This is a genomic window from Mesorhizobium sp. M1348, from assembly GCF_040317925.1.
In the GTDB taxonomy this organism is placed as follows: Bacteria; Pseudomonadota; Alphaproteobacteria; order Rhizobiales; family Rhizobiaceae; genus Mesorhizobium.
The window spans coordinates 345,404-370,224 of record NZ_JAMYLH010000001.1 but is presented as its reverse complement, the minus strand read 5'-3'; the positions used below and the strand labels follow the sequence as shown (position 1 = coordinate 370,224).

The following is a 24,821-nucleotide window of genomic DNA, read 5'->3' as shown; positions in this document are numbered from 1 at the left end:
GCATGGAGCCACGCCTGGTTGGCGCCTTTTAAGAAATCTACTGAGCGGCTGGGCCCTCCAGCACCTGGAGGGACGGCGGATGGCCTTCGTGCTCGGCCATGTGACCTTCGACCTGGGCTTCCAGGCCGGCCATTGTCTCGCCACCGGCCATCAGATCCGTAATCTCCTCGCGGGACCTTTGGCCCTTGCTGAAATCATCGGCGATGGCGCCGCGGATCAGCACCGCGAAATGGTCGCCGACGGTCATGGCGTGCATGACCTGATGGGTGATGAAGACCACCGCCAAGCCACGCTTCTTGGACTCATTGACGATACGCAGCACATGCGAGGCCTGCTTGACGCCGAGCGCCGCGGTCGGCTCATCCAGGATCAGCACGCGGGCTCCAAAATACACAGCGCGGGCAATGGCGAGCGACTGGCGCTCTCCACCCGACAGGCCGCCGACCAGGCGGTCACCGTCATCAATGCGGGTAATTCCGAAATCCCGGACCGCCTTCACCGCGATCTCGTTGGCGCGCTTACGGTCGTAGATCTTGAACGGTCCCCAACCTTTGGTCGGCTCGACGCCGACGAAGAAAGACCGCCCGATGCTCATCAGCGGGAACGTGCCGCCGAACTGGTGCACCGTGGCGATGCCCCGTCCCTGCGCATCACTCGGCCCAGTGAAGGTCACCGGCTGACCATCCATCAATATCTGGCCGCTGGTGGGCTTGTGGACCCCGGCCAAGGTTTTGATGAGGGTGGACTTGCCGGCGCCGTTGTCGCCAAGAAGGCAAAGCACTTCGCCGGCGCGCACCCTCAGCGAAATATCGTGCAGGACATCGATCGGACCGAAGGATTTGTTGACGCTTTTCAGCTCGAGAATGGCAGGTTTGTCGTTCATGGCGTGCTCACCTCTTCATCTGCGAACCGGCTTGGCTGATGCGATTGATCGGCGACCGTGTTCATAGAAGCACGATGCTCGTTGATCGAAGCGACCGCCGGGCACGGCTCCTGTGGCAACTCGTTTCTCATGGGTTTGCTGGCTCCCGCGGCAGGCCTCGCCCACGCCGCGGTCTGAAATACAGAGCCAAGTCGCGGAACGACTGGTTCATCAGCACGGCCAGCAGGAGCATCACACCGATAATCAGGTTCGACCAGTTTCGGTCGATCTGGGTGAAGTAGATGCCCTGGCTGACGATGGCGAAGGTGATGGTGCCCACGAAGATACCAATAACCGAACCGAAACCGCCGGTAAGCAGCACACCGCCCACCACCACGGACACGATGGCATTGAAGATGAAGCTCATTCCGCCGGAGACCTGGGCGGAGTTGAACAGGATCGCCTGACAGATGCCGACGAACGTGGCGCTGACCGCGGACAACACAAACAGCGCAATGGTCATGCGGTTCGTCGGAATGCCGGCGTTGCGGGCGCTGACCTTGTCGCCGCCCATTGCAAACAGCCAATTGCCGTAGCGGGTCTTGTGAAGAGCGAAGCCTATGACAGCGGCGAACGCCACCCACCAGACGATGATGATCTGGTGACTGCCACCGATCAACTGTCCGAACAGGAATTTCGCCCAGTCCGGCGCCGTTAGCGCAACGCTGGCATTGCCGGTCAGAAGCACGGAGGCACTTAGCACCACCCCCTGCATGGCGACCAGCGTGGCCAGCGTGATGATCAGCGAAGGCACCGAGGTTCGGATCGTGAGCAGGCCGTTGACCAGGCCGACCGTCACGCCGACAGCCAGCGCCCCAGCGATCCCTACCGAGATGGGCAGCCCGTAGTAGCCGGTCAGGATGGCGGTGGTCATTGAACCGGCGGGGATCAACGCGCCGATCGAAATGTCGAGTTCGCCAGCGATCATCAGCAGCCCGACGGGAATGGCTACAATGCCAAGATTGGCTGCGAAATTGACCCAACTCGCTGCGCCAACGAGCGTGCCCAAACTGGCGCCGCCGAACAGAACGAAGAACAGCACCACGCCGATAAGACTGAGGACCGAGCCGGCTTCGGGACGGCGCAGCACCGATTTGATTGCGTCCATCATGACTGCGGCCCCTTCTTCGACGAATAGCTGAGGGCCAGCTGCCGGAAGGTGTCGTTGGTCAGCACCGCGATCAAAAGAAGCGCGCCAATTATGACGCTTCCAATGTTGGGATCCAGGCTCGTGAAGTAGATGCCCTGGTTCACGATCGAGAATGTCAGCGTGCCGAACACGATGCCAACGATCGAGCCGAAGCCGCCCGTGAGCAGAACGCCCCCGATGACCACACACATGATGGAATTGAAGATGAAGGACTGACCGGCCAGGACCTGCGCACTCTGGTAGACCATCACCTCGCTGACCCCGACGAAAGCGGCGCTGAAGCCGGACAGCATGAACAGACCGATGGTCAGCCGTTTGGTCGGGATACCAACGTTGCGCGCGCTTTCCTTGTCGCCGCCGAGTGCATAGATCCAGTTGCCCATCGGGGAGATGTGCAACAGCCAGAACAGGCCAATCACGAATACCACCCACCACAGGATCGTGACCTGGAACATGCCGCCGAGATAGGCGCCTAGGATTGCCTTGGTGAGCGGGTCCGGCACAAGCGAGACGCCAGTGCTGCCGGCGATCTTCACGGTGAGACCCAGCGTCAGGCCCATCGTGAGGAACATGGTGCCAATGGTGATTATGAGCGACGGGATGGTCGTTCTCGTCACGAGCAGCCCGTTGAGGAAGCCGACAGCGAGGCCAAGGCCAAGCGCGGCCGTTATGCCAAGCCAGTCGGGCAGGCCATAGTGACCCGAGACGATGGCTGCGGTAAGCGACGCTGCGGGGATCACGGCACCGACCGAGATGTCGAGTTCCCCGGCGATCATCAGCAACCCTATCGGCAGCGCGATGATCCCGATCTCAGACGCGATGTTCAACCAGCTGGCCGTGCCGGCTGCCGACATGAACGCACTTCCCCCGAACAGGCCAAAGAAAAGCAGAACTGCGATCAGGCCGAGGAACGAGCCCGACTCTGGTCGACGCGCCAGCCGGCCGAGGGCTAGTCCGGACTGCGTGCGGTTCGGCGCCGGGGTTAATGTGGACGTCACGGGATGTGCCATTAGGGTAATCCGCGAGCACGCGGCCGGCCGCGATGTGGCCGCCGCAGAGAGAGGGAAAAAGGGCCGCCCACTGTAAAAGCGAGGGCGGCCCAGGCGGGAGGATTATCGCGTCCCTGCTTTCACGCCGGCGATGGTTGCATCGACGCTGGCCTTATCGATAATGCCGGGTCCGGTGAGGATCTCACGGGTCGGCACGGTGAGGCCGTAATTTACCTTGCCGTTGAGGATCGCCACGGCGAGGTAGCCCTGCAGGTAACCCTGCTGATCGATCGCGCAGGCCTGTTTGCCATCCTTGATGTTGTTCAGAATGGTCTCGTCGAAGTTAATGCCGCATAGTTGAACCTTATCACTCTTGCCAGCCTGGGTGAGGCCGTTCATGGCGGAGTTGGCGTCAACGTTGCCGATGGTGAATACGGCGGTCACGTCTGAGTGCTGGAGCAGATAGGCCTTCACCGCCTGCGCCACGGCCGTCGCTGAGCCGAAGGACGTTGCCGGCAAGGGCAACACGTCGGCTTCACCGCCGCCATTCTTCATCCCCTCTTTGAAACCACCACAATAAGCTTCGATATTGGCGGCACCCGGGAGGGTGTTAATGCAGACGCCTTTCTTGCTGCCGGCTTTGGCGAGGTACTCGCCGCCGGCGACGCCACCTTTGTAGTCGTCAGAGCCGACGTAGTTCAGAGCGCCGAGGCGATCGGCCGCCTTCAACCCGCCAGCATTGTAGATGACGAGCGGAATGCCAGCATCCTTGACGGCCTTGAACGCAGGGTCCATCGCTTCCGGCACCCAGTCCGGGCCGACAATGGCGTCCGCTTTCTGGTCGATGGCTTGGCGGATCAGCTCAGCGGCGTCGACGCCCAGATTGTCATAGTTCTGCGGCCCGAGCCAAGTGACCTTGCCACCCTGGGCCTCGACAACTTTGCCAGCATCTTCGGCGCCACGCTTGACAATCGACCAGAACGGATCGTCCGGCTTGCCGCCGATGACGAAGATATTGGCGGCAAGCGTAGCACCGGTGCTGAACCCGATCAGCACGGCCGTCGACACGAGTTTCTTGAAAAGCTTCATAGTCTTCCTCCCATTTGCCCCGTGGGGCTTTTCAGTAAAAATTCCGGCTGTCCCGGGCCCGCTCCTCACGGGCACAGTCGAAACAGCGATTGGTTCATTATTCCGCCGGCATTCCAGATGCGGGATCGCTGCGGCCTTCCTGCTGGCTCCGCCTTTTTTCCTTCTTCTTGCGGAAGCGGGCCTTCATGATCTCGTCGGCTTCCTTGCTGCCGTCGTGCCAAGTTCCGAACAGCTTATCGAGGGGTACCAGCCCATCACCGCCGTAATTCACCTCGAAATACTTGTGGTGAAGGTAGTGCACGTAAGAATGGCTATCGAGCTTAACCTTGTCGGTGATTTCGAATGTCTCGAAACCGAGATGGCCGTTCACTGCTCCAAATCCCGCTCCGTGCAGCGTGAAATAGGCGCAGACCGGGTTCGAAGGGATCAACAGGTGCAGCCAGACTTCAGCATGATAGAGGAAGCCTTCGACCGGGTGCATCGAGAGCGACGACCAGGGACTTGGATTGATCGAATTATGATGGACCGAATGCACCCATTTGTAGAGCGGCGGCCAATGGATCGCCCGATGAAGGAAGAAGAAATAGACCTCATGCACGGCTGGCGCGATAAGCACCAGGAACGACAGGTAAAGCCAATTCGTCGTCCATGGCAGCCAGACCGCCCAGCTGTTTGCATACATCCACAGCATCGCGATCTCGACCACTGTCCATAGCGGTATCGTGACGAAAAACGAGCGGGTAAAATTGTCGAGGTTCTGACTTTGAAACCAGAACACGTCTGACACCGCGTCTGACGGAAATTTAGGATTGTACTTGAAGCGGTTCTGTTGTTTGCGCTGGACATAGTAGCGCAACTCGAAGAAGCCGTAGAGGAAGAAGATGCCTGCAGCGTTGAGACCATACAGCCAAAAGTAATTGAGCAGCGAAAAGGTCGCGAGGCTCTGCCAGCTTGGGATGAGCAGGTTCACCCAAATGATCGACGTGGCGAGATGAAATGCGTTCCACGGCCAGAGAAACTCAGGAATCCAGGCCACTACCTTCTTTGCATTGAACGGACGATGCCAGATCGGGGCCGGCTCGGCCCGGCGATGCGGTGCCCAGTTACCGCGCTTGTCGCGCATTCCATACTGATGGTCGTCCATCGCGTGACAGTGCCTCTTGCCCGGATCGGTCGTGAGATTGCGGCGTCAGCCCACTTGGGGCTGATCTAGATATCGACCCCCGACTGGACGCGATTCATATCGAACGCCTGATCTTCATAGCAAGATGGAAATAGTATAAAAGCAACATTTATATCATTTAGTATCAGTCATGATGATATAACCACGGTGCACTCTCAGCGGCGATTGTGAACAGAATTTTGCGTGGCACCGGTTCCGTGCGGCCAAAACAGCTCAACGCGTCGCCCGCCTTCTGGTCGACCTCCATCACCGCGATGCAGCCAGTCGACGCTTGCCGTGTCGCAGCAGTTGAAGGGTTGCGCCGGGCAGTTCCTCGGCAACCATCTTGGCATGACCCGCGCCCGTCAGACCTGCGCGGATCACTGCCATCCTGATCATTGTAGTTTTCACTCCTTGGATCACGATCAGCCGACCCGTCATCGAAGGTCAATCGAACGTCGTGTTTCAAAACTTAGTCGTGCCGCGTCGAGCACCTCGAGGACGCCGTGCCCGCGGCAGCGTAACCGGCGGCAAAGTGCCCTCGCGCACGGCACGGGCAAAGGCTGTGTAGTAATCGTGATAGCGGCCCTGTTCGGCGGGAATGCGCACTTCGCCAGCTGCAGTCCGCAGCACCCCCCAGGCCTCTTCCGGCTCGTATCCCCAGCCAGCCATATCGTGCATCGGACGCCGGCCCGCGAAGATTGCCTGCGCCTACACGTCGTCCAAGGCCCTCACTTTTTCCTCGGCGTGTAGGTCAATGCCATCTTGCGAAAGGTGTTGTTCATCAGCACTGCGAGCAGCAGGAGTACGCCGATAATGAGGCTCGACCAATTGCGATCGAACGACGTGAAGTAGATGCCCTGGTTCACCACGGCGAAGGTGAGGGTCCCAAAGACGATGCCGATCACAGAGCCGAAGCCGCCAGTGAGCAGCACTCCGCCCACGACGACTGCGATGATGGCATTAAAGATAAAGGACATGCCGGCCGAAACCTGCGCCGAACTGAAAAGGATCGCCTGACACACGCCGACAAAAGCGGCACTGGTGCTCGACAGAACGAAAAGCAAAATGGTGAGGCGCTGGGTTGGAATACCGGCATTGCGCGCGCTCTCCTTGTCACCGCCCATGGCGAAGAGCCAGTTTCCGAATGGTGAGTAGTGGATGAAGAAAATGTAGATTACCGCGAGTGCCATCCACCACAGGATTATGACCTGAAACTGAGCGCCGATGAACGAGCCGAAGATGGCCTTTGCCAGCCCAGTGCTGGTCAGGGCGACGCTGGTGGTGCCAGTGATGATAACGGACAGACCAAGCACTGCGCCCGCTACAGCGAATAGCGTGCCAAGTGTCACGATGAGCGAAGGCACCTCGGTTCGCACCACCAATATTCCGTTGACAAGACCTACAATGACGCCGATGGCAAGCGCGACAGAAATCCCCAGCCAGATCGAGAGACCATAATGGCCTGCGATGATGGCGACCGTCATGGACCCTGCCGGGATCATTGAGCCGATCGAGATGTCGAGTTCGCCGGCAATCATCAGAAGACCCATGGGAAGGGCAACGATACCGAGACTGGCAGCGACATTGAGCCAGCTCGCGACACCTGCCGGCATGAGGAAACTGGTGCCCCCGAAGATCGTGAAGAAGATGAACACTCCGAGCAGGCCCAGGAACGCACCAGCTTCCGGCCGCCGAAGCAGCGAACCAACTGCGAGTCCTGCCGACCCGACCCCACCCGATCCCGCTTCAAAAGGCTTGGCAGCATTTGTGTTCATTGCACTATTCCTCCCAGGAGTGCCGGCAACGTCGTATTCTTAGAACATTTGTAGATGAGGCCGAGGAGTCCTCGGCCTCTCGATTATATCAGGGGCAGCAATGCTGTGACAGGATTACCGATAGCCTTGCTCACCGCCCTTCAGCGTGATTTCGACATTTGATTTGTCGACAATTCCAGGGCCTGTCAAAATTGGGGCCGACGCGAGCTTCAACGCATAATTCACGTAAGCGTCAGACATCGTAACGGCCAGGAAGCCCTGCAGCCAAGGCTGTTGATCGATAGCGAAAAGTTGCTTGCCATCCTTGATGCGGTTGAGACCAGCGACGTTCATGTCGAAAGATCCCAGCTGTACTTTGCCGGTCTTGCCAGCCTGGTCGATGCCGGCAGCAGCGGAATCCGCGTCGCCTGCGGAGATTGTGAAAACACCGTCGATGGAGTCATCCTTGAGAAGAGTGGCCTTGATGGCTTCGGCAACAGCGGTCGGATCTCCGAATGAGCTCGCAGGCAGCGGAAGCTGTTTCGACTTGCCGCCGGCTTTCGTCACGTTGTCGGCGATGCCCTTGCAGCGGTCCTCGAGATTCTGGGCACCCGGCACGGTATTGACGCAAATGACATGCTTGGGGCCGTGCGTGGAAAAATATTTGCCGCCGGCGAGGCCCGCGGGGTATTCTTCATTGCCGATGTAGTTGATGGCGCCAAGTTCCTTGGCTTTATCTCCGCCGCCAGAATTGTAGAGCATGACGGGGATACCTGCCGCTAAGGCAGCCTTGATGGCCTCATCTTCGGCGGCAGGAACCCAGTTTGGCACGGCGATGATAGATGCCTGTTGGCTGATCGCGGTGCGCACAAGATTGGCGGCGTCGCCGCCAATGTTGTCATAGGTCTGAAGCTGCAGATAATTCACCGTTCCGCCATGCGCCTGGACCACCAAGGTCGCATCGTCGATGCCCTTCTTAATCTTGGCGAAAAACGGATCATCCGCCTTTCCGCCGATGATAGCGATGTTCGCCGCCGTCGCGGCCTGGGCAATGATCGCCAGGGCCGCGCCCGCGCACGCAATCTTCAAGAGCTTCCACATTTCATTTCCTCCCTCTCTTGCCGTCACATTGACGGATCCATGACCTCATGAATTCTGCTGTTGTTTTGCCGTGATGCGCGCTCGCTTTGTCTCGAAGCGGACCTTCATCTGTTCGTCGCCCTGCTTCGTGCCGTCGTGCCAGGTGCCGAGCCATTTATCGATCGGCAGCGTGCCGTCGGCGTAGTTCACCTCGAAGTACTTGTGGTGCAGGTAGTGGGCGTAGGCGTGGGTATCGACGCCTCCGTCGCCGGCTTCGACCTTGTCGAAGCCGATATGACCGACAACTGCGCCGGTGCCGGTCACCTGCAGGTGGTAAAGCAGGAGCAGCGGATGCGAAGGCACGATTAGATGGATCAAGCTGTCCGACCAGTAGAGCAGGTGCTCTACCGGGTGCATGGATAGCGACGACCACGGGCTTGGATTGATGGAATTGTGGTGCACCGAATGGACCCAGCGGTAGAGCACGGGAATGTGGATCAGTCGATGAATGCAGAAGAAGTGCACCTCATGAATCAGCGGAATGACGAGAGCGAAGGCGACAAGCCAGACCGGATGCTCGCTGAAGCTCGTCCACGGCCCCCAGCCATTGGCCCAGGCCCACAAAAACAACACCTCATAGGCCGTCCAGATCGGCAGTCCGCTGACGAAGGTGCGGATCGCGTTGTCGATATTCTGGCTCTTGACCCAGAACACGTCCGATGGATGGTCCGCCGGGAACTTGCCGTTGAACTTGAAGCGATTGCCTTGGGCGCGTTTCAAGTAGAGGCGTATTTCCAGAGCACCGTAGAGGAGCAGAATGAGCGCCGAGTTGCGGAGATAGAGATATACTACCCATCCCCAACCGAGGGTCTGGAGCGTCTCGCGTGAAGGAGTGAGGTAAAACCACAACAAAGCGCCAACAGCCATGAACACAGCGTTCCACGGCAGGAAGTAGGCCGGCAGCCATCTCAGCACGCGCACGAAGCGCCAGGGAAAATCCAGCAGGGGTCCGACTTGGAGCGGCGCGCTGGGACGCCAATTGCCGCGCTTGTCGCGGGTGCCAAAGGCCAGATCGTCCATCACGCGGCCGCCTATTGCTTGGGTTCAACCGTTCGCGCCTCCTTGTGGAAGCGAGTCTTCATGACCGAGCCGGATTCCTTGCTGCCTTCGTGCCAAGTGCCGAAACAGCCTATCGGGGCACTAGAGCATCCCCGCCATAGGTCGCCGTCGAAATACACGTGGAATCGTCGCGCTTGCCGACAATGCCCCGCGTAACCTCTAAAGCGACGCGATTCATATCGGAGGGTTGATATCCGGAGAAGACAGAAATAAAATCAAAATTGCATTTGTATCATTTGAGTTCAATCATGATGATACAAGACAGGAATGGCGTTCATGAAGCGGCCGACAATCCACGATCTCGCTACTGCGGCAGGCGTGTCAGTGGCGACTGTAAACAGAATTTTGGGTGGCACCGTTTCCGTGCGGCCGAAAACAGTCCAACGGGTCCAAAGCGCTGCTGAAGAAATTGGCTTTTACGGTATCGGGGCGATTGACGATCGGGCTCGCAAAATTTCGCCGCATTACCGATTGGGTTTCCTGCTCCAGCAGTCGACACGCGACCTTTACCAGCTATTCGGAAAGAAGATCGTTGCCGCCTGTCGCGAGCGCCGGGACGAGGTTATCGAACCTGTCGTCGACTTCGTGGATATTTTGACGCCGGAGACTATCTCGAGCCGTCTCATCGCGCTCGGCGATTCTTGCGACGCTGTCGCGGTGGTCGCGGCGGATCACCCAATCATTGGCCAGGCCATCCGTTCATTGAAGGAGATTGGGAAACCGATTGTCTCTTACATCACGGATCAGTCCGCGCCGGAAAGGGCAGCTTATGTGGGCACTGACAATTGGAAGCTGGGGCGCACCGCGGCTTTCCTGATTACGCAAACCACCCAAGGTCCTGGTCGTATTGCGGTTTTCATAGGCAATCATCGCTATCAATGCCAGGATGTCGCGGACGCCAGCTTCCGCTCCTATTTGCGCGAGCACGCTTCACGACTGACGGTCGAGGAAAGTCGTCCCACCCATGAGGAACCGAGTGAGGCCCACCGAATGGTGGCCGAGCTTCTAAAGTCGACCGACGATCTTGTCGGCATTCTGATCGTCGGCGGCGGAATAACCGGTGTGCTTCGCGCGCTAAGGGAAGTGTCTCCCGAGAGGCGATCGGGGATCAAGGTGGTATGCCGCGACATCGGACCCGAGACGCGTAAGGGATTGTCTGAGGGGCTGATTACTGCAGCTCTCTGTCATCCGCTTGAGGCGACCTCCGCCCTTCTCGTGCAGACGATGATCGATGTCATTGGACCACAAGCACCGCTCGCCACCCTTCAACGGTCTATACCTTTTGAAATTGTCACTCCGGAGAATATCTGACGCAGATGTCCGCTAAGGGGCCGCCCTCGGGTATTTATACGACCCGATGATATGACCGCGTTCAGGTCATGCACAACCCAACTCAACGGCTGAAAATTTGGGCGCAAAGCTGCCTTTCGCGTCGTGGATAGCGTTCGGGTCAGACTCTCCCGTTCCCTACTGGTCCTTGCAGCACCGAGACAGGCCCATCACGCCCGACACTGTAGAAAATATCGCATGCTCTCCGAGTGGGGGGAAAGGCGGTAGCGCTCTCCCGCTACCAGTCTACCTTTAAGCTATTGAAATCATAACAAAAACGCGGATTTATGGTAGCGCCCTGTCCGAAAATCCTCAATGATTTCAAGGCCGAGCCTGCTACCTTACGGTGCCAACGAACGTCGCAGATTCGCCAGAGGCGATCATCGCTGAGCAGATGTTGTGATGTCGCCTTTAAGGGGCCAGAAGCGGAATGGCGGCTTAAGGCTCTGAATTCTGGAATCGGACGTTCACCGCGACGCAGCCCGTCAGATAAGTTGAGACTTTTTCTAGGGCGATCTGCCAGGGCGCGCCGGTTCTGCCTGAGCGGGCGGAACCCGATTGTCGACATCTTGCGAGGTCGCGCATATGAGGGAGGATAACTCACACTATGCCAAGTTAGAGCGGCATGTTTGAGTACGTTTCGCCCCCCTGTCACGCCTTGAGACGGAGTGTCTCGACAAGTAGAGCGAAGGCTGCGGTGTGTTGGCGTCGGCTGGGGTAATAAAGGTGATAGCCTGGGAAGGGTTGGCACCAGTCTTCTAGTACCCGGATAAGGCGACCGTCTGCGATGAACGGAGCAACCTGGCTTTCAAACGTGTATGCTAAACCGAGCCCGTCAAGGGCCGCAGCCTCGAGCATTTCACCGTCATTGATAACGAGGGGGCCATTCATCCTGACTTCAAGTTCCTCCCCGTCTTTCTCGAACTCCCAGGCAAAGAGCCCGCCGCCGGTCTTCTGACGGTAGCTGATGCCTTTGTGTTCCCCAAGTTCGCGCGGTGTCTTTGGAACGGTTCGGTTTGCAAAATATGACGGTGATCCGACTACCGCCATGCGCAGGTCCGGGCCGATCCTTATTGCCACCATGTCCTTCTGGATCTGCTCGCCGATCCGGATACCGGCGTCGAATTTGCTTGCAACGATGTCAACCAGCCCCTCGTCCAGGCTCAATTCCACTTCGATATCCGGATACTCCAGAAGGAGTTTGGCAAGGACGGGCCACAGTACTGATTTGGCAGCATACCGGAATGTCGTCAGGCGAATGAGGCCGGTGGGCTTGTCGCGCAGGGCGGTGACGGCGGCGATCTCGCTTTCGATGTGGTCGAAGGCCGGTCGTAGGCTTCGCAGCAAGCGCTCTCCAGCTACCGTCACGGACAGGCTGCGTGTGGTGCGTGAGATCAGCCGGACTCCCAGGCGCTGCTCCAGCGTCCTGACAGCGTAACTGAGCGCCGACTGCGATAGCCCGAGCTTTGCTGCGGCGCGTGTGAAGCTGCCTGCCTCTGCTACGGCGATGAAGACTGCAAGCTCGCTGAAATCTCCGCGCCTCATTTATCAATGCCATTTCTAACTTCATGCAAATTATAGCGGCTAATCGTATCGAGTCCCATGCCTTATTTCGCCTTAGAGACAACGAAACGCGTGTCGAAAGGGAAACGCCTGTGGACACCAAACGACAGATATTCCAGCCGTTCCAATTTCCGAACGGCTTGAGCCTCGACAACAGGATTGTCATGGCGCCGATGACCACATGGTCGGCCAACGACGACGGAACAGTCTCTGATGCGGAGATCACCTACTACCGCCGTCGGGCGACTGGTGTCGGACTTGTGCTCACAGGCTGCACCCATGTGTTGCCCGACGGCATCGGCTTTACAGGCGAATTCGCCTCCTACGACGACCGTTTCATCCCAAGCCTCTCTCGGCTGGCGTCAGCGGCCAAAAGCGGCGGGGCCTTGGCCGTTCTGCAAATCTTCCACGCCGGGAACAAGGCCGTGCCGGCGCTTATTCCCGGCGGCGAGGTCGTCAGCGCCAGTGCGCTCGAAGTTCCGCCCGGCCCCTTCAATCCGGGCGGCGTGAAGACACGTGCACTGACGAATGACGAAATCCTGGCGATCATTACCGCCTATGGCGAGGCGACACGACGGGCCATTGAGGCAGGCTTCGATGGCATCGAACTGCATGGTGCTCACGGATTTCTCATCCAGAACTTCTTCTCGCCTCTCTACAATCAGCGTGGCGATGAATGGGGCGGCACCCGCGAAAATCGGATGCGTTTTCCCATTGCCGTAGTGCGTGAGGTAAAGCGAGTGGTCTCGGCGCACGCGGACCGCCCCTTCCTCGTAGGCTACCGGGTGTCACCCGAGGAACCCGAGTCAGGTGGCTTGCGTATCGCTGACACGTACGAGCTGATTGAATGTCTTATCGATGAAGGTGTGGACTACCTCCACGCATCGCTGACGAGCGTTCTCGAGGCAAAGCCTATAGACGCACCCGAGGGCGACACTATCGCTGACCTGATCACGCGCCGAGCCAGCGGGCGGATTCCGGTCGTTGCCGCGGGCCAGGTCAGGACGCCTTTTCAGGCCGAACGCGCCCTGCAGAGAGGCCTCACGCTCGTCGCGGTTGGGCAGGGGCTGGTGATGAATCCGGAGTGGGTCGATCTGGCGAAGAGCGGCCGCGAGGATCTGATCGAGACCGAAATCCGGCCGTCAAGCGTTCTGGGCATCGATATTCCAGCGAAACTATGGGGTGTAATTCAGTCCGCCACCGGGTGGTTCAAGATTACCGCCGAGACAGACATGCCAAAAGGCAACGCGGCATAAATTGAAAAGACACTGGCTAGGAAGGATACGGCTATGAGTAGAGTATGGATGATTACCGGCGCAGGGCGAGGCATGGGCCTCGACTTTGCCAAGGCGGTCTTGGCCATCGGCGATAAGGTCGTTGCGACCGGTCGTAACCCGGATCGGGTCGCCAAGGCGATCGGGCAGTCGGACAATCTTTTAGTCGTCACGTTGGACGTGACCAAGCCGGAGGACGCCGACGCTGCCGTGAAGGCAACCCTCGACCGCTTCGGTCGCCTCAACGTGCTCGTCAACAATGCTGCGGGCTTCTATGCGGGCTATTTCGAGGACCTGACCCCAGCCCATATCGAGCTTCAGCTCGCGTCCACCTTGACCGGGGCCATGAATGTCACCCGTGCAGTCCTGCCGGTGATGCGCGCACAGGGTTCTGGCAAGGTCATTGCAATCTCATCGACGGCAGGTCTGGTGGGCTTCGAGTTCTGTTCTGCGTACGCTGCGGCAAAATTCGGCGTGGATGGCTGGATCGAGTCGCTGCAAGCCGAGGTGGCGCCGTTCGGCATTGAAACGATGATCGTGAACCCTGGGTTTTTCCGCACAGAGCTACTGACGGACGAGTCCACTCAATATGCTCCGTCTTCCGTTAGCGACTACAGTGAACGTCGCGCCCAGCAGATAACGGGCTGGAAAGCCGCGAACGGTCAGCAAGTCGGCGACCCGGCCAAACTCGCGCAGGCGTTGATCACTCTGGTCGACAAGCCGGAGCTGCCCCGCCGGTTCATCGCTGGCGCCGATGCTCTTGGCATGGTCAGGCAGAAACTCGCTCTGCTGCAGCAGCAGGTCGACGCCCATGAGGAGCTATCCAGCTCACTGGCCTTCGACAGCTGAAGGTTCGCATTCAGCACCACCACTGTCGCAGGTGTATTCATGAGTGCCATTGATAGGCTCATGCGAATTTTGAGGGCTAATTCGAATGTCGCGTCCGTGCTCTCCTGAGGGTTGCTTAGGCAACCGGCCGACGACAGGGCCTTCGGAATAGACTTCCTTTCCGACTGATGCCGCAGGCTTCGTCGGTCCGGTCGACTTCGCGAGAAGTCCCAATCCCCGCCCGCCACTCGAGGAGACGACATGTCAGAGCCCCGACAGCTAGCCTTGGACATCAACAGCCGCCGCCACCAGTTCAATCTTGATGCACGCGTGACCCTGCTGGACGCACTACGCGAGCATGCCAACCTGCCCGGCACGAAGAAAGGCTGCGATCACGGCCAGTGCGGTGCCTGCACAGTTCACGTCGAAGGTGAGCGCGTTCTGAGCTGTCTCACCTTGGCGGCCCAGGTCGAGGGCCGTCAGATCACAACGATCGAGGGCCTGCAGACAGCCGACGGTGTGATGCACGCGGTTCAAACTGCCTTTATCGAGCACGACGCTTTCCAGTGCGGTTATTGCACCCCAGGCCAGATCATGTCGGCTGTTGCCTGTATTCGCGAAGGCCACGCCGGTACGGACGAGGACATCCGCGAATACATGAGCGGCAATATCTGCAGGTGCGGCGCTTACCCCCATATCGTCGCCGCGGTGCGCGATGCCGCCAGCCGCCTCAAGAAGGAGGCAGCACTATGAGAACGTTCGAGTATCTCCGCGCCGAAGACGCCGCAACGGCGGTTGCTGAGGCTGCCAAGCCCGAGACCCTTTTTCTCGCGGGCGGCACCACGCTCCTTGACCTCATGAAGCTGAATGTCGAGCGCCCTGCCCGCGTGGTGGACATCACCCGCCTTTCCGGGCTCGACACGATCGAGGTGTCTGCGGATGTCATTCGTATCCGCGCCCTTGCCAAGATGAGCAAGGTCGCGGCCCACGCAGACATCAAGGAAGCGGCACCGGTTCTCTCCGAAAGCCTGTGGCGCGCCGCCTCGGCGCAGCTACGCAACATGGCGTCCATCGGCGGCAACCTGATGCAGCGAACCCGCTGCACGTACTTCCGCGACCCCGGCGCCTATTCGAACTGCAACAAGCGCAGTCCCGGCTCCGGATGTGCAGCGCTCGAGGGTGTCAACCGCAACCACGCGGTGCTTGGCACGAGTGACGTGTGCATAGCGATCTATCCGGGAGATTTTGCAGTTTCCCTGGTGGCATTCGACGCCACGGTCATCGTCCGGGGAGCTTCCGAACGCAAAATTCCCGTCGACGAATTCTTCCTGCTCCCGGGCGATACCCCCCATCTCGAGCACCAGTTGGCGCCAGGCGAGATGATCGTCGGGATCGAGATCCCGCGTTCGGCCGCGTTGAAGCGCTCCCATTATCTCAAGGTCCGCGATCGCGCGTCTTATGAGTTCGCGGCAGCCAGTGCTGCCGTTGGTATCGAGATGGAAGCGGACGGCAAGACGATCCGCGATGTGCGCATTGCAGTTGGCGGCGTTGCCACCAAGCCATGGCGCCTTCGTGCGGTCGAGGATGCGCTCAAGGGAAAGACACTCGACGAGGCAACGCTCCGCACTGCTGCTGCAGCTGCCGTCGATGGCGCAAAGTCGAGGGGACACAATGCGTTCAAAATCGAGCTGGCACCGAAGGTCGTGGCACGCGCCCTGATGACGGTAGGAGATATCGCATGACACATGGCAACGAGTTCGAACTCAACCGGCGTACCGTCATGAAACTCGGAGCAGGCGCAGCCGCTGTGGCCACCGCTGGGGTTGGCTTGTCGGGCGAAACAGCTTTTGCAAGCGATCCCACTAAATCCAAGGGCTCTGTGCTCGGTGCGCGTCTGTCGCGCGCCGAAGGCCCGTTGAAAGTCACCGGGCAGGCCCGCTATGCGATCGAGCAGAAGCTGGAGAACTTGGCTTATGGCGTTTCCGTCCAATCGACACGGCCGGCAGGGCGTATCGTCAATATCGATACTTCGGCCGCCAAGGCTCTGCCGGGCGTCTTGGACGTCTATACCGCGCAGAATTCCCTGAAGCTCAACAAGCCGACCGTCTACAGCAAGGGCGGCGGAGCCACCGAGGAATTTACCCCAATTCAGGACGATGTGGTCCGCTTCAACGGCATGCATATCGCGCTCGTGGTCGCTGAAACCTTTGAACAGGCAACGGAAGCGGCAAGCCTTCTCAAGGTGGAATATGAGGACGGCGACCCTATTCTCGACATCAACGATCCCAAGGCAAAAGCCCAGCTCATCGATCCCATGGGTGCTGCCTGGGGCGATGCCGCGACAGCCCTGGCCAATTCCGAGGTCAAGGTAGACGTCACCTACACGACATCACGCGAATACAATGTGCCGATAGAGCCGCATGCCTGCATCGCTTCCTGGGAGAACGGGAAAATCACCGTCTGGGAGCCCAGCCAGTGGGTTGGCGGGGCTCGAAGCGTCGTGTCGGAATGGCTCGGCATCGACATCGAAAATGTGCGGGTGATCTCGCCTTACGTCGGCGGTGGGTTCGGGTCCAAGATCGGGGCACATCCACATGTGGGGCTGGCTTGCGCGGCCTCACGGAGGCTCAGCAGGCCCGTCAAGGTTTCTCTCACTAGACCGCAGACCTTCACCGGCCTTGGCGGCCGACCGGCAACCCGGCAGACCCTGTCGATCGGCGCCTCGAAGGACGGAAAGATAAGCTCGATTGTCCATGAGAGCTGGAACGAGACAGCGATCGACGAAGTCCATATCGAGGCTTGCAACAATGTGACGAAAATCATGTATGCGACGCCGAACTTCTCGTCACGTCTCAACGTCGTGCCGGTCAATACGGTTCAGCCTGGCTGGAAACGGGGCCCCGGCGAAAACCCCAGTGCTTATGCTCTTGAAAGCGCGATCGACGAACTGGCGTACGCGCTCAACATTGATCCGATCACGCTTCGCCTTGCCAACTGGGCGGAGATCGATCCCAGCAACAGTATGCCGTGGACCACTCGACAGTTGCGCGAAGCCTATGCCGCCGGCGCGGAAGCCATCGGCTGGTGGAACAGGAACCCGGCCCCTCGCTCGATGCGCGAAGGCCGCGAGTTGATCGGTTATGGAATGGCCGCCGGGTCATACCCCATGATCCGGACTGCGAGCGAAGCCAAGATCGTATTCCATGCCAGTGGACAGATCGAAGTCCTCAGCGCAGGCACCGACATGGGAACGGGGACCTATACCATTCTCGCCCAGACCGCGGCTGACGCTCTGGGTGTTCCCGTCGAGACCGTCGCGGTGCGGCTTGGCGATACCATCCTCCCCAGATCGGCGCTCGCTGGCGGCTCCCAGCAGGCCAACAACCTGACGGGAGCGGTGAACAAGGCGGCCAAGAATGCACGGGATGCCTTCCTGGCGCTTGCCGCATCCGATCCGAAGTCGCCGCTGGCAGCCTCGAAGGCGACTGACCTCACGTTCGAAAACGGCTCGGTACGGCCGACCCGTCGCCCGACCGGCGGCATCAGCATAGCGGAACTTTTGAAGGCAGTGGGCACAGACAAACTGGAAATCGAGGGCAACACCTTTGCTCCAGGCGCCACCGAAGAGACGAAGAATGGGGCCGACCGCAGTTTCGCCCAGTTGAAGGGCGCGGTGGAAGGAGGCGTCTCGGCCCATAGCTGGTGTGCGCATTTCGTGGAAGTTCGCATCGATGAGGATTTTGGCACGATCCGTGTCAAGCGCATGGTCTCGGCATTCGACAGCGGCAGGATCTTCAATCCGAAGCTTGCCGAAAGCCAGTGGATCAGCGGTATGGTGATGGGTCTCGGGCAAGCTCTCCTGGAAGAGGGTTACGTCGACCAGCGGGACGGACGCACCATCAACGCGAATTTTGCCGACTATGCCGTCCCGGTCAACGCCGATGTGCCCGACATCCAAGTGATTTCGGTTGGTATTCCGGACATGCAGGCAACTGCTCTGGGGGGCAAAGGAGTCGGCGAGATCGGTGTCGTAGGGGTCGCCCCAGCGATCGGGAATGCCGTCTTCCACGCGACCGGCAAACGCATTCGAAGCCTTCCAATCACGCTGGAAAAGCTCGCTTGATGCGCCTCTGGTGACCCTTGCTGCGCGAATAGGCGAGCATTCAAAGAGTACGCTTCTAAAGGGGTCAGATACGATGGCGGAGCGCCTCCACGATCACCGCCATCGCAGGCGAGAGCTGTCGCCTGCTCGGGTAGTAGAGGTGATAGCCCGCAAATGGCGGACTCCAGTCGTCAAGCACGAGCCTAAGGCATCCCTTGGCGATGTGGTGGCTGACGAGGTTTTCCGGGACATAGGCGATCCCGAAACCGCTTATCGCAGCCTCGATCATGGGAATGGACGAATTGAAGGTGAGTTGGCCTTCCACCCGCACACGAAGGTCGCGGCCATCCCTGGCGAATTCCCAGACATATAATCCGCCGAACGTTGCCTGCCGCATATTAATGCAGTCATGATCGACCAGATCCTGGGGTGCGGTCGGAACCGGATGGCGGGAAAAGTACTCCGGCGAAGCCACGGCCACGAGCCTCCAATCCGGCCCGATTCGCACTGCAATCATGTCCCTGTCGATGCTCTCACCAAGCCGCACGCCGGCATCGAAGCGCTCCTCGACAATGTTCTTCAAGCCGTTGTCGCTGTAGAGCTCGACGCGCACGTCAGGATAGTCGCTGAGCACGGGCTGCAGCTTCGGCCAGACGGTGGTCTGGAGCGCATGGTCGGACAGCGTGATGCGGACCGTTCCGGAGGGCTTGTCGCGAAAGGCCACCAGGCTTGCAAGATCGGCTTCGATTTCCTCGAAGCGGGGAACAAGAGACTGGAAAAGTCGCTCGCCGGCCTCGGTCGGAGCTACGCTCCGCGTCGTCCGTGTCAGCAGGCGGACGCCAAGACGAGCTTCAAGTTCCTTGATTGTCGAGCTCAGGGTCGACTGCGAGGTTCCGAGCTTGGCCGCCGCCTTGGTGAAGCTGCGCTCCCGGGCGACCGCCACGAACCAGAGCAGATCCTTCATGCCATCGCGCTGCATAGGGCACCTCTCGTCTGACATTTATATCACAAGCAGATAAGTCCATGCGAATTACTCAGTCTAATAGAATGGGTTCCTCTGCAATACCTTCCGGCATGGCGACGGGGATGGGCGGCTGATCCGCCCCAGTCGCCTTGCAAGGATGCCAATCATGGAAACGACTTACGACACAAGGCTTGTCGAAGACCGCGCCGCATGGGGCGCGGTCTTATCGATGGCGCTGTGTGTTTTCGTGCTCATCGCGTCTGAATTCATGCCGGTCAGCCTGCTGTCGCCGCTCGCGGCCGATCTTGGCATCACCGAGGGCCGCGCGGGCCAGGCGATCTCGATTTCGGGCGTTTTCGCCGTCGTGACCAGCCTGCTGGTCGCCGGCCTCACGCGCCACATCGACCGCCGACTGGTCGTGACCGGCTTCACCCTCCTCCTCATCGTGTCCGGTTTGGCTGTCACCTTCGCGCCGAACTACGCGTTCCTCATGGTCGGCCGAGCGCTGCTCGGCATCGCGATCGGCGGGTTCTGGTCGATGTCGACCGCGATCGTCATGCGCCTCGTGCCGCAAGACATGGTTCCGAAGGGTCTAGCCATGCTGAACGCTGGCAATGCCATTGCGGCCACCATCGCCGCGCCGCTGGGCAGTTTTCTTGGCGCCTATGTCGGCTGGCGCGGCGCTTTCTTCCTCGTCGTGCCGTTTGGGCTCCTGGCGCTGGTCTGGCAGTGGATAAGCCTGCCGGCGCTGCCCCCGCGCCGGAGGAAGCGTGCTGGCAATCCGCTGGCGCTGCTCGGCCGTCTTCCTGTCGCCACCGGCATGGCGTCGATCATGATGCTGTTCATGGGTCAGTTCGCGCTCTTCACCTATCTGCGGCCCTTTCTCGAGCGCGTCACTCGGCTCGACATCGCTGCCCTCTCAGCGATCCTGCTGGCGATGGGGCTGGCCGGGGTGCTCGGCACATGGTGCGTCGGCCTGCTTTTGCGCACGCGCCTGTTCAGCATCCTCATCGTCATCCCGCTGGTCATGGCCGCGCTGGCCGCTGCGCTCATCGCTCTCGGTGCACTCCCCGGTCCCACAACACTATTGCTGGTTGCCTGGGGCTTCTTCGGCACGGCCGCGCCCGTCGGTTGGGGTACGTGGCTCAGCCGAACGTTGCCGGACGACGCAGAGGCCGGCGGCGGGTTGCAGGTAGCCGTCATCCAGCTCGCCATTACAGGCGGTGCCGCGATCGGCGGCACGCTCTTCGATACGGTCGGCTGGTGGGGAGCGTTCACTTTAGGCGCGGTGCTGCTCTGCGGATCGGCGCTCGCCGCCCTGGCCGCATCGCATATGACCCGGAGGTCTTTGCCATGACCATCGAGCGTGCGCAGCTCAGCCGCCGGACATTGCTCGGCGCCGCGCTCGCGGTGGCGGCTCTGGCTCGCGCAGCCGCCAGCCAAGAAGGCGAGGTCCCCGTCAGCCAGGAGCCCACCGACATGAAGATCAGGATGGTTTTCAACGGCCGCACCATGACCGCCACGCTCTACGACAATCCGTCGGCGCGCGACTTCTTCTCCATGCTGCCGCTCGATCTCGAGATCGAGGACTACGCGCATAACGAGAAGATCGCCTATCTGCCGCGCAAGCTGACTGAAGAGGGAAGCGGTCCGTTCGCCAACGAGCAGCCCTATGACCTGTGCTATTTCATGCCCTGGGGCAACCTGGCCATGTTCTACGCCGACTATCGCCATCCCGGGCTGATCAGGCTCGGCCGCTTCGATGAGGGCGAGCAGGCCCTGCACCTTCGCGGCGAGTTCCCGCTTCGCATCGAACGCATTTGAGGACACAAAGGAGATCACCATGGACATTCTTCGCGCAGGCACAAGGCCTTCCGCCAAGGGGCCGGCTGACTGGTTCACCGGAACGGTGCGGATCGATCCGCTCTTCAATCCCTTCGATGCCGGGCGGGTCCAAGGCGCACAGGTGACCTTCGAGCCCGGCGCCCGCACCGCCTGGCACACGCATCCGCTCGGCCAGACGCTGATCGTCGTCTCCGGCCTTGGTCGCGTGCAGCGCGAGGGTGGCCCGGTCGAGGAAATCCGTCCGGGCGACGTCGTCTGGTTCGCGCCCGGCGAAAAGCACTGGCACGGCGCGTCGCCTCAGACCGCCATGACCCACATCGCCCTTCAGGAGGTCAAAGACGGCAAGGTCGTGGACTGGCTGGAACATGCCAGCGACGCCGACTACGGCGCTTGATCTTCTCCACTCGAAAGGAACCAAAATGCTCGCAACCCTTCTTTACAAACCGGGCGACATCCGCTGCGAGGAAATCGCCGATCCGAAAATCATGCGGCCAACGGACGCCATCATCAAGCTCTCGACAAGCTGCATCTGCGGCTCGGATCTGTGGCCCTATCGCGGGCTGCAGCCGGTCGACGGCCCTATGCATATGGCCACGAATATTGTGGCATCGTCGTCGAGGTCGGCGCAGAGGTGCGCACGGTCCGTCCCGGCCAGTTCGTCGTCGGCTCGTTCTGCCTGTCCGACAATACCTGCCCGCATTGCCGCTTTGGCTTCCAGTCGTCCTGTGTGCAGCGCGAGTTCATGTCGGGCGCGCAGGCGCCTTACGCCCGCGTGCCCTTGGCGGATGGCACACTGGTCGCCACCGCCGAGGTGCCGCCGGCCGAACTCATCCCTGACCTGCTGGCTGTGTCCGATGTGCTCGGCACCGGCTGGTATGCGGCCGACGCAGCCGAGGTCCGAGAAGGATCGGCGGTGGTTGTGGTGGGCGACGGTGCGGTCGGCCTGATGGGCGTGCTTGCGGCCAAGGAGATGGGCGCCGAGCGCATCATCGCCATGAGCCGGCACGCCAGCCGCCAGAAACTCGCTCGCGAGTTCGGCGCCACCGACATCGTCGCCGAGCGCGGCGAGGAAGGTGTGGCCCGGATCAAAGAGCTCACCAAGGACGTCGGCGCGGACTCGGTGCTGGAATGCGTCGGCACGGCGGAATCCTTCGACCAGGCGCTGGCCTGCTCTCGCCCCGGCGGCACCATCGGCTATGTCGGCGTGCCGCATGGCGTGAGCTTCGATGGCCAGAACCTCTTCTTCGGCCAGAAGCGCATGCTCGGCGGCCCGGCGCCGGTGCGCCGCTTCCTGCCCGACCTTATGGACCGTGTGCTCAACGGCAGGATCAAGCCCGGCAAAGTCTTCGACCTCAAGCTGCCGTTGGCCGAGGTCGCTGAAGGCTACCGCGCCATGGACGAGCGGCGCGCCATCAAGGTCATGCTTTCGGTTTGAGCGAAGATTGGGCGGACGGGCACCCACAAATCAGAAAAGGAACAACGCATATGACGATGAGATTGAAGATAGCCGCCCTTGCGCTTTCGGTCGCCACGCCGGCTTTCTCGCAAGAGTCCCCGATCGTCGGTGCGTGGCGTATGACGTCGCTCGAGGTCAGCGCAGGCGGAAATCTCAAGCCCGTACCGTATTCCGGTCAGGTCATTTTCACCGAGGCCGGCACCCTCACGGTGCAGGCCCAGAACCCCGACGCCAAGGCGCCGGACACGCCTTACACAAAGAATGGCTACGAAGCCTATTACGGGCCGGTCGCCATCAACGACCAGGACAAGACCTTCGTCATCACGATCGAGTCCTCCCTGGTCCGCAACCTTGTCGGGAAGAGCATGAAACGCAAATTCGAAGTCTCGGACAACAAACTGGTCCTCACGCCGGACAATCCGGCCGAAGGCTGGCGCGTGACCTACGCACGTTACTGATCGGAACAGCTCGGCTGTCAAAGTGTTATCGGTGGCGGCAATGGCGCGGACTTCAGAGCGAAATGGCGTGATGGCGGAACTGGTGCCAATCATGGCGGCTGTCTTCGCCGGCTTCCTACTGATCGGCTTGGCGCTACCCGTCCTGCCGCTGCATCTTCACCAGCAGCTCGGCTTCGGCCCTTTCGCGGTCGGGCTGGTGACGGGCAGCCAGTTCGTCGCCTCGATGCTGTCGCGCATTGGAGCCGGAAATTATGCCGATGGGCGCGGCGGCAAGCGGGCCGTCATCGTCGGCCTCATTGCCGCTGCCCTGGCGGGGTTCATTTACCTAGGCTCGCTGGCATTGCTCGACCGGCCGGTAGCGTCCGCATCGGCGCTCTTCGCCGGTCGGGCCGTACTGGGCGCGTCCGAGAGCTTCATCATCACCGGCGGCGTCGCCTGGGGCCTCTCCCTCGCGGGCGGACAGAACTCCGGAAAGGTCATAGCCTGGGTGGGCACGGCGATGTTCGCGGCGCTCGCGCTAGGCGCGCCGATTGGATCTGCGCTTCACGCGGCGAGCGGCTTCGCCGCGATCGCAGTCGCGACGGTCGGCCTGCCGCTTGCGACGCTGCTTGCCATCCTGCCTATGCGTGGCACCAGTCTCGCCGCGAGCGCCGCGCGACACTCATGGACGGGCGTGGCGCAAGCGGTCTGGCTTCCCGGAGTGGGAGCAGCTTTTAGCAGCCTCGGCTATGGTGCGATTCTGGGTTTCGGCGCCCTGCTCTTTGCCGAACGCGGTTGGCAGCCGGTCTGGCTTCCCTTCACCGCCTATGCCGCGTCGCTGATCGTGGCAAGGCTGTGCTTCGGTCACCTGCCTGACAGGTTGGGGGGTGCGCGCGTCGCCGCGATCTTCGTGGCGGTCGAGGCTGTCGGGCTCATGCTGATCTGGCTTGCGCCCGGGCCCGTTCTCGCCGCCATCGGAGCGGGCCTGACTGGCCTTGGCTACTCGCTGGTCTATCCAGGCCTCGGTGCCGAGGCCGTAAGCCGTCTTCCGCCACGCAGCCGCGGCCTGGCCATGGGACTCTACACAGTCTTCCTCGACGTGGCGCTCGGCTTCGGCAGTCCGGCGCTCGGCTTGGTGGCTGCGTCGGCCGGGCTGCAATTCGTCTTCCTGGCCGTCGCGACGGCGACGCTTCCGGCGTTGGGCATCGCTCTGCTGCTGAGTCGCCGCAACGCTCCACTATAGAGCCGGATAGTCTGGGCTCGAGATGTCGCGCAACCACGATCGCTCCCGCTTCGGGCGACGTCTGCTTCCGAGCAATGGCAAGATCGACTTCTACGGCCGACATTGGGCGCGAAGCTGTCGTTCGCGTCGTGGAAAACGTTCGTCGGCTTCGGGTCAGACTTTCCCGTTCTCCACCGGTCTTTGCAGCACCAAGACAGGTCCATCACGCCCAACACCGTAGAAAATACTGCAAGTCTTCTGAGTGGGGGGAAAGGCGGTAGCGCTCTCCCGCTACCAAAAATCGAATAAGTTATTGAAATAGTTAGAAATTTCCGCATATTTGGTAGCGCCTTCGGAAAAATTTCACAAATAATTTCAATGCTGCATGGTTGGCGCTCCGAACAGGATGCTCCCATCCGCTGCCGACCAGACATTCGGATTGGCCGTTCGAGGGGGCGGTCAATATCGTTCCAGAGGTAATCGCCGATGAGCGCGATATAAACCAATGGCATCGGTGCGACCTGGGACAAAAG

Annotated in this window: 23 protein-coding genes and 1 pseudogene; 12 read left to right on the top strand and 12 right to left on the bottom strand. The window is 60.4% G+C overall.

Translation table 11 applies throughout. From position 1 onward, the window contains the following. Positions 1–37: 37 nt before the first annotated feature. The 10 genes from NKH13_RS01885 to NKH13_RS01840 form a co-directional block, all read right to left on the bottom strand. On the bottom strand, positions 38–883 hold the full coding sequence (locus NKH13_RS01885) for an ATP-binding cassette domain-containing protein (RefSeq protein WP_352910183.1): 846 nt from the start codon (positions 881–883) through the stop codon (positions 38–40). Between the two features lie 127 nt (positions 884–1,010). Then, positions 1,011–2,033 (bottom strand): ABC transporter permease, encoded by a 1,023-nt coding sequence (locus NKH13_RS01880; RefSeq protein ID WP_502914224.1) that lies wholly within the window; start codon positions 2,031–2,033, stop codon positions 1,011–1,013. Continuing rightward, positions 2,030–3,070 carry an ABC transporter permease gene (locus NKH13_RS01875; protein WP_352910181.1) on the bottom strand — a complete coding sequence of 347 codons (1,041 nt, stop codon included), beginning with the start codon at positions 3,068–3,070 and terminating at the stop codon, positions 2,030–2,032. The genes NKH13_RS01880 and NKH13_RS01875 overlap by 4 nt, the downstream gene beginning before the upstream one ends. A 114-nt stretch (positions 3,071–3,184) precedes the next feature. Further along, positions 3,185–4,150, bottom strand: coding sequence for a sugar ABC transporter substrate-binding protein (locus tag NKH13_RS01870; protein ID WP_352910178.1), 966 nt, complete (start codon positions 4,148–4,150; stop codon positions 3,185–3,187). 97 nt (positions 4,151–4,247) lie between these two features. After that, positions 4,248–5,294: a sterol desaturase family protein gene (locus NKH13_RS01865; RefSeq protein ID WP_352910175.1), complete on the bottom strand. Its 1,047-nt coding sequence runs from the start codon at positions 5,292–5,294 to the stop codon at positions 4,248–4,250. 285 nt (positions 5,295–5,579) lie between these two features. Further along, positions 5,580–5,711, bottom strand: coding sequence for a hypothetical protein (locus NKH13_RS01860; RefSeq protein WP_352910172.1), 132 nt, complete (start codon positions 5,709–5,711; stop codon positions 5,580–5,582). A 66-nt stretch (positions 5,712–5,777) separates the two neighbouring features. Continuing rightward, positions 5,778–5,984 (bottom strand): hypothetical protein, encoded by a 207-nt coding sequence (locus tag NKH13_RS01855; RefSeq protein WP_352910169.1) that lies wholly within the window; start codon positions 5,982–5,984, stop codon positions 5,778–5,780. A gap of 59 nt (positions 5,985–6,043) precedes the next feature. Next, a complete protein-coding gene (locus NKH13_RS01850; protein WP_352910167.1) occupies positions 6,044–7,090 on the bottom strand; it encodes an ABC transporter permease in 1,047 nt (348 codons plus the stop codon). A gap of 114 nt (positions 7,091–7,204) precedes the next feature. Continuing rightward, a complete protein-coding gene (locus NKH13_RS01845) occupies positions 7,205–8,170 on the bottom strand; it encodes a sugar ABC transporter substrate-binding protein (protein ID WP_352910164.1) in 966 nt (321 codons plus the stop codon). 45 nt (positions 8,171–8,215) lie between these two features. Further along, entirely contained in the window at positions 8,216–9,229 is a 1,014-nt protein-coding gene (locus NKH13_RS01840; protein ID WP_352910161.1) for a sterol desaturase family protein, read from the bottom strand. A 315-nt stretch (positions 9,230–9,544) separates the two neighbouring features. On the opposite strand from NKH13_RS01840, the gene NKH13_RS01835 reads away from it, so the two are divergent. Next, positions 9,545–10,579 carry a LacI family DNA-binding transcriptional regulator gene (locus NKH13_RS01835; protein WP_352910158.1) on the top strand — a complete coding sequence of 345 codons (1,035 nt, stop codon included), beginning with the start codon at positions 9,545–9,547 and terminating at the stop codon, positions 10,577–10,579. Positions 10,580–11,248: 669 nt separating this feature from the next. Here NKH13_RS01835 and NKH13_RS01830 read toward each other — a convergent pair. Beyond that, the gene (locus NKH13_RS01830) at positions 11,249–12,142 is read right to left on the bottom strand and encodes a LysR family transcriptional regulator (protein ID WP_352910156.1); all 894 of its coding nucleotides are present in this window, start codon (positions 12,140–12,142) and stop codon (positions 11,249–11,251) included. Between the two features lie 110 nt (positions 12,143–12,252). Between NKH13_RS01830 and NKH13_RS01825 the strand changes: the two genes are divergently transcribed. From NKH13_RS01825 to NKH13_RS01805, 5 genes are all read left to right on the top strand, one after another. Continuing rightward, the gene (locus tag NKH13_RS01825; protein ID WP_352910154.1) at positions 12,253–13,416 is read left to right on the top strand and encodes an NADH-dependent flavin oxidoreductase; all 1,164 of its coding nucleotides are present in this window, start codon (positions 12,253–12,255) and stop codon (positions 13,414–13,416) included. 33 nt (positions 13,417–13,449) lie between these two features. Continuing rightward, positions 13,450–14,283 carry an SDR family oxidoreductase gene (locus NKH13_RS01820; protein ID WP_352910151.1) on the top strand — a complete coding sequence of 278 codons (834 nt, stop codon included), beginning with the start codon at positions 13,450–13,452 and terminating at the stop codon, positions 14,281–14,283. 240 nt (positions 14,284–14,523) lie between these two features. After that, a complete protein-coding gene (locus tag NKH13_RS01815) occupies positions 14,524–15,015 on the top strand; it encodes a (2Fe-2S)-binding protein (protein WP_352910148.1) in 492 nt (163 codons plus the stop codon). Next, the gene (locus tag NKH13_RS01810) at positions 15,012–16,004 is read left to right on the top strand and encodes an FAD binding domain-containing protein (RefSeq protein WP_352910145.1); all 993 of its coding nucleotides are present in this window, start codon (positions 15,012–15,014) and stop codon (positions 16,002–16,004) included. Before NKH13_RS01815 ends, NKH13_RS01810 begins: the two co-directional genes overlap by 4 nt. Then, positions 16,001–18,385: a xanthine dehydrogenase family protein molybdopterin-binding subunit gene (locus NKH13_RS01805; RefSeq protein ID WP_352910143.1), complete on the top strand. Its 2,385-nt coding sequence runs from the start codon at positions 16,001–16,003 to the stop codon at positions 18,383–18,385. Before NKH13_RS01810 ends, NKH13_RS01805 begins: the two co-directional genes overlap by 4 nt. Before the next feature lie 64 nt (positions 18,386–18,449). Here the strand turns inward: NKH13_RS01805 and NKH13_RS01800 are convergent, their stop codons facing one another. Further along, positions 18,450–19,343: a LysR family transcriptional regulator gene (locus NKH13_RS01800; protein WP_352910140.1), complete on the bottom strand. Its 894-nt coding sequence runs from the start codon at positions 19,341–19,343 to the stop codon at positions 18,450–18,452. Positions 19,344–19,494: 151 nt separating this feature from the next. Here NKH13_RS01800 and NKH13_RS01795 point away from each other — a divergent pair, with 151 nt between their 5' ends. From NKH13_RS01795 to NKH13_RS01770, 6 genes and pseudogenes are all read left to right on the top strand, one after another. Further along, positions 19,495–20,685 carry an MFS transporter gene (locus NKH13_RS01795; RefSeq protein ID WP_352910138.1) on the top strand — a complete coding sequence of 397 codons (1,191 nt, stop codon included), beginning with the start codon at positions 19,495–19,497 and terminating at the stop codon, positions 20,683–20,685. Then, a complete protein-coding gene (locus NKH13_RS01790) occupies positions 20,682–21,152 on the top strand; it encodes a cyclophilin-like fold protein (protein ID WP_352910136.1) in 471 nt (156 codons plus the stop codon). Before NKH13_RS01795 ends, NKH13_RS01790 begins: the two co-directional genes overlap by 4 nt. A gap of 19 nt (positions 21,153–21,171) precedes the next feature. After that, a complete protein-coding gene (locus NKH13_RS01785; RefSeq protein WP_352910134.1) occupies positions 21,172–21,567 on the top strand; it encodes a (R)-mandelonitrile lyase in 396 nt (131 codons plus the stop codon). A 25-nt stretch (positions 21,568–21,592) separates the two neighbouring features. Then, positions 21,593–22,608 (top strand): annotated as a pseudogene (locus NKH13_RS01780) (zinc-dependent alcohol dehydrogenase family protein). Between the two features lie 50 nt (positions 22,609–22,658). Then, positions 22,659–23,087 (top strand): lipocalin-like domain-containing protein, encoded by a 429-nt coding sequence (locus tag NKH13_RS01775; protein ID WP_352910131.1) that lies wholly within the window; start codon positions 22,659–22,661, stop codon positions 23,085–23,087. Positions 23,088–23,127: 40 nt separating this feature from the next. Continuing rightward, on the top strand, positions 23,128–24,309 hold the full coding sequence (locus NKH13_RS01770; protein WP_352910129.1) for an arabinose transporter: 1,182 nt from the start codon (positions 23,128–23,130) through the stop codon (positions 24,307–24,309). Positions 24,310–24,821 lie beyond the last annotated feature (512 nt).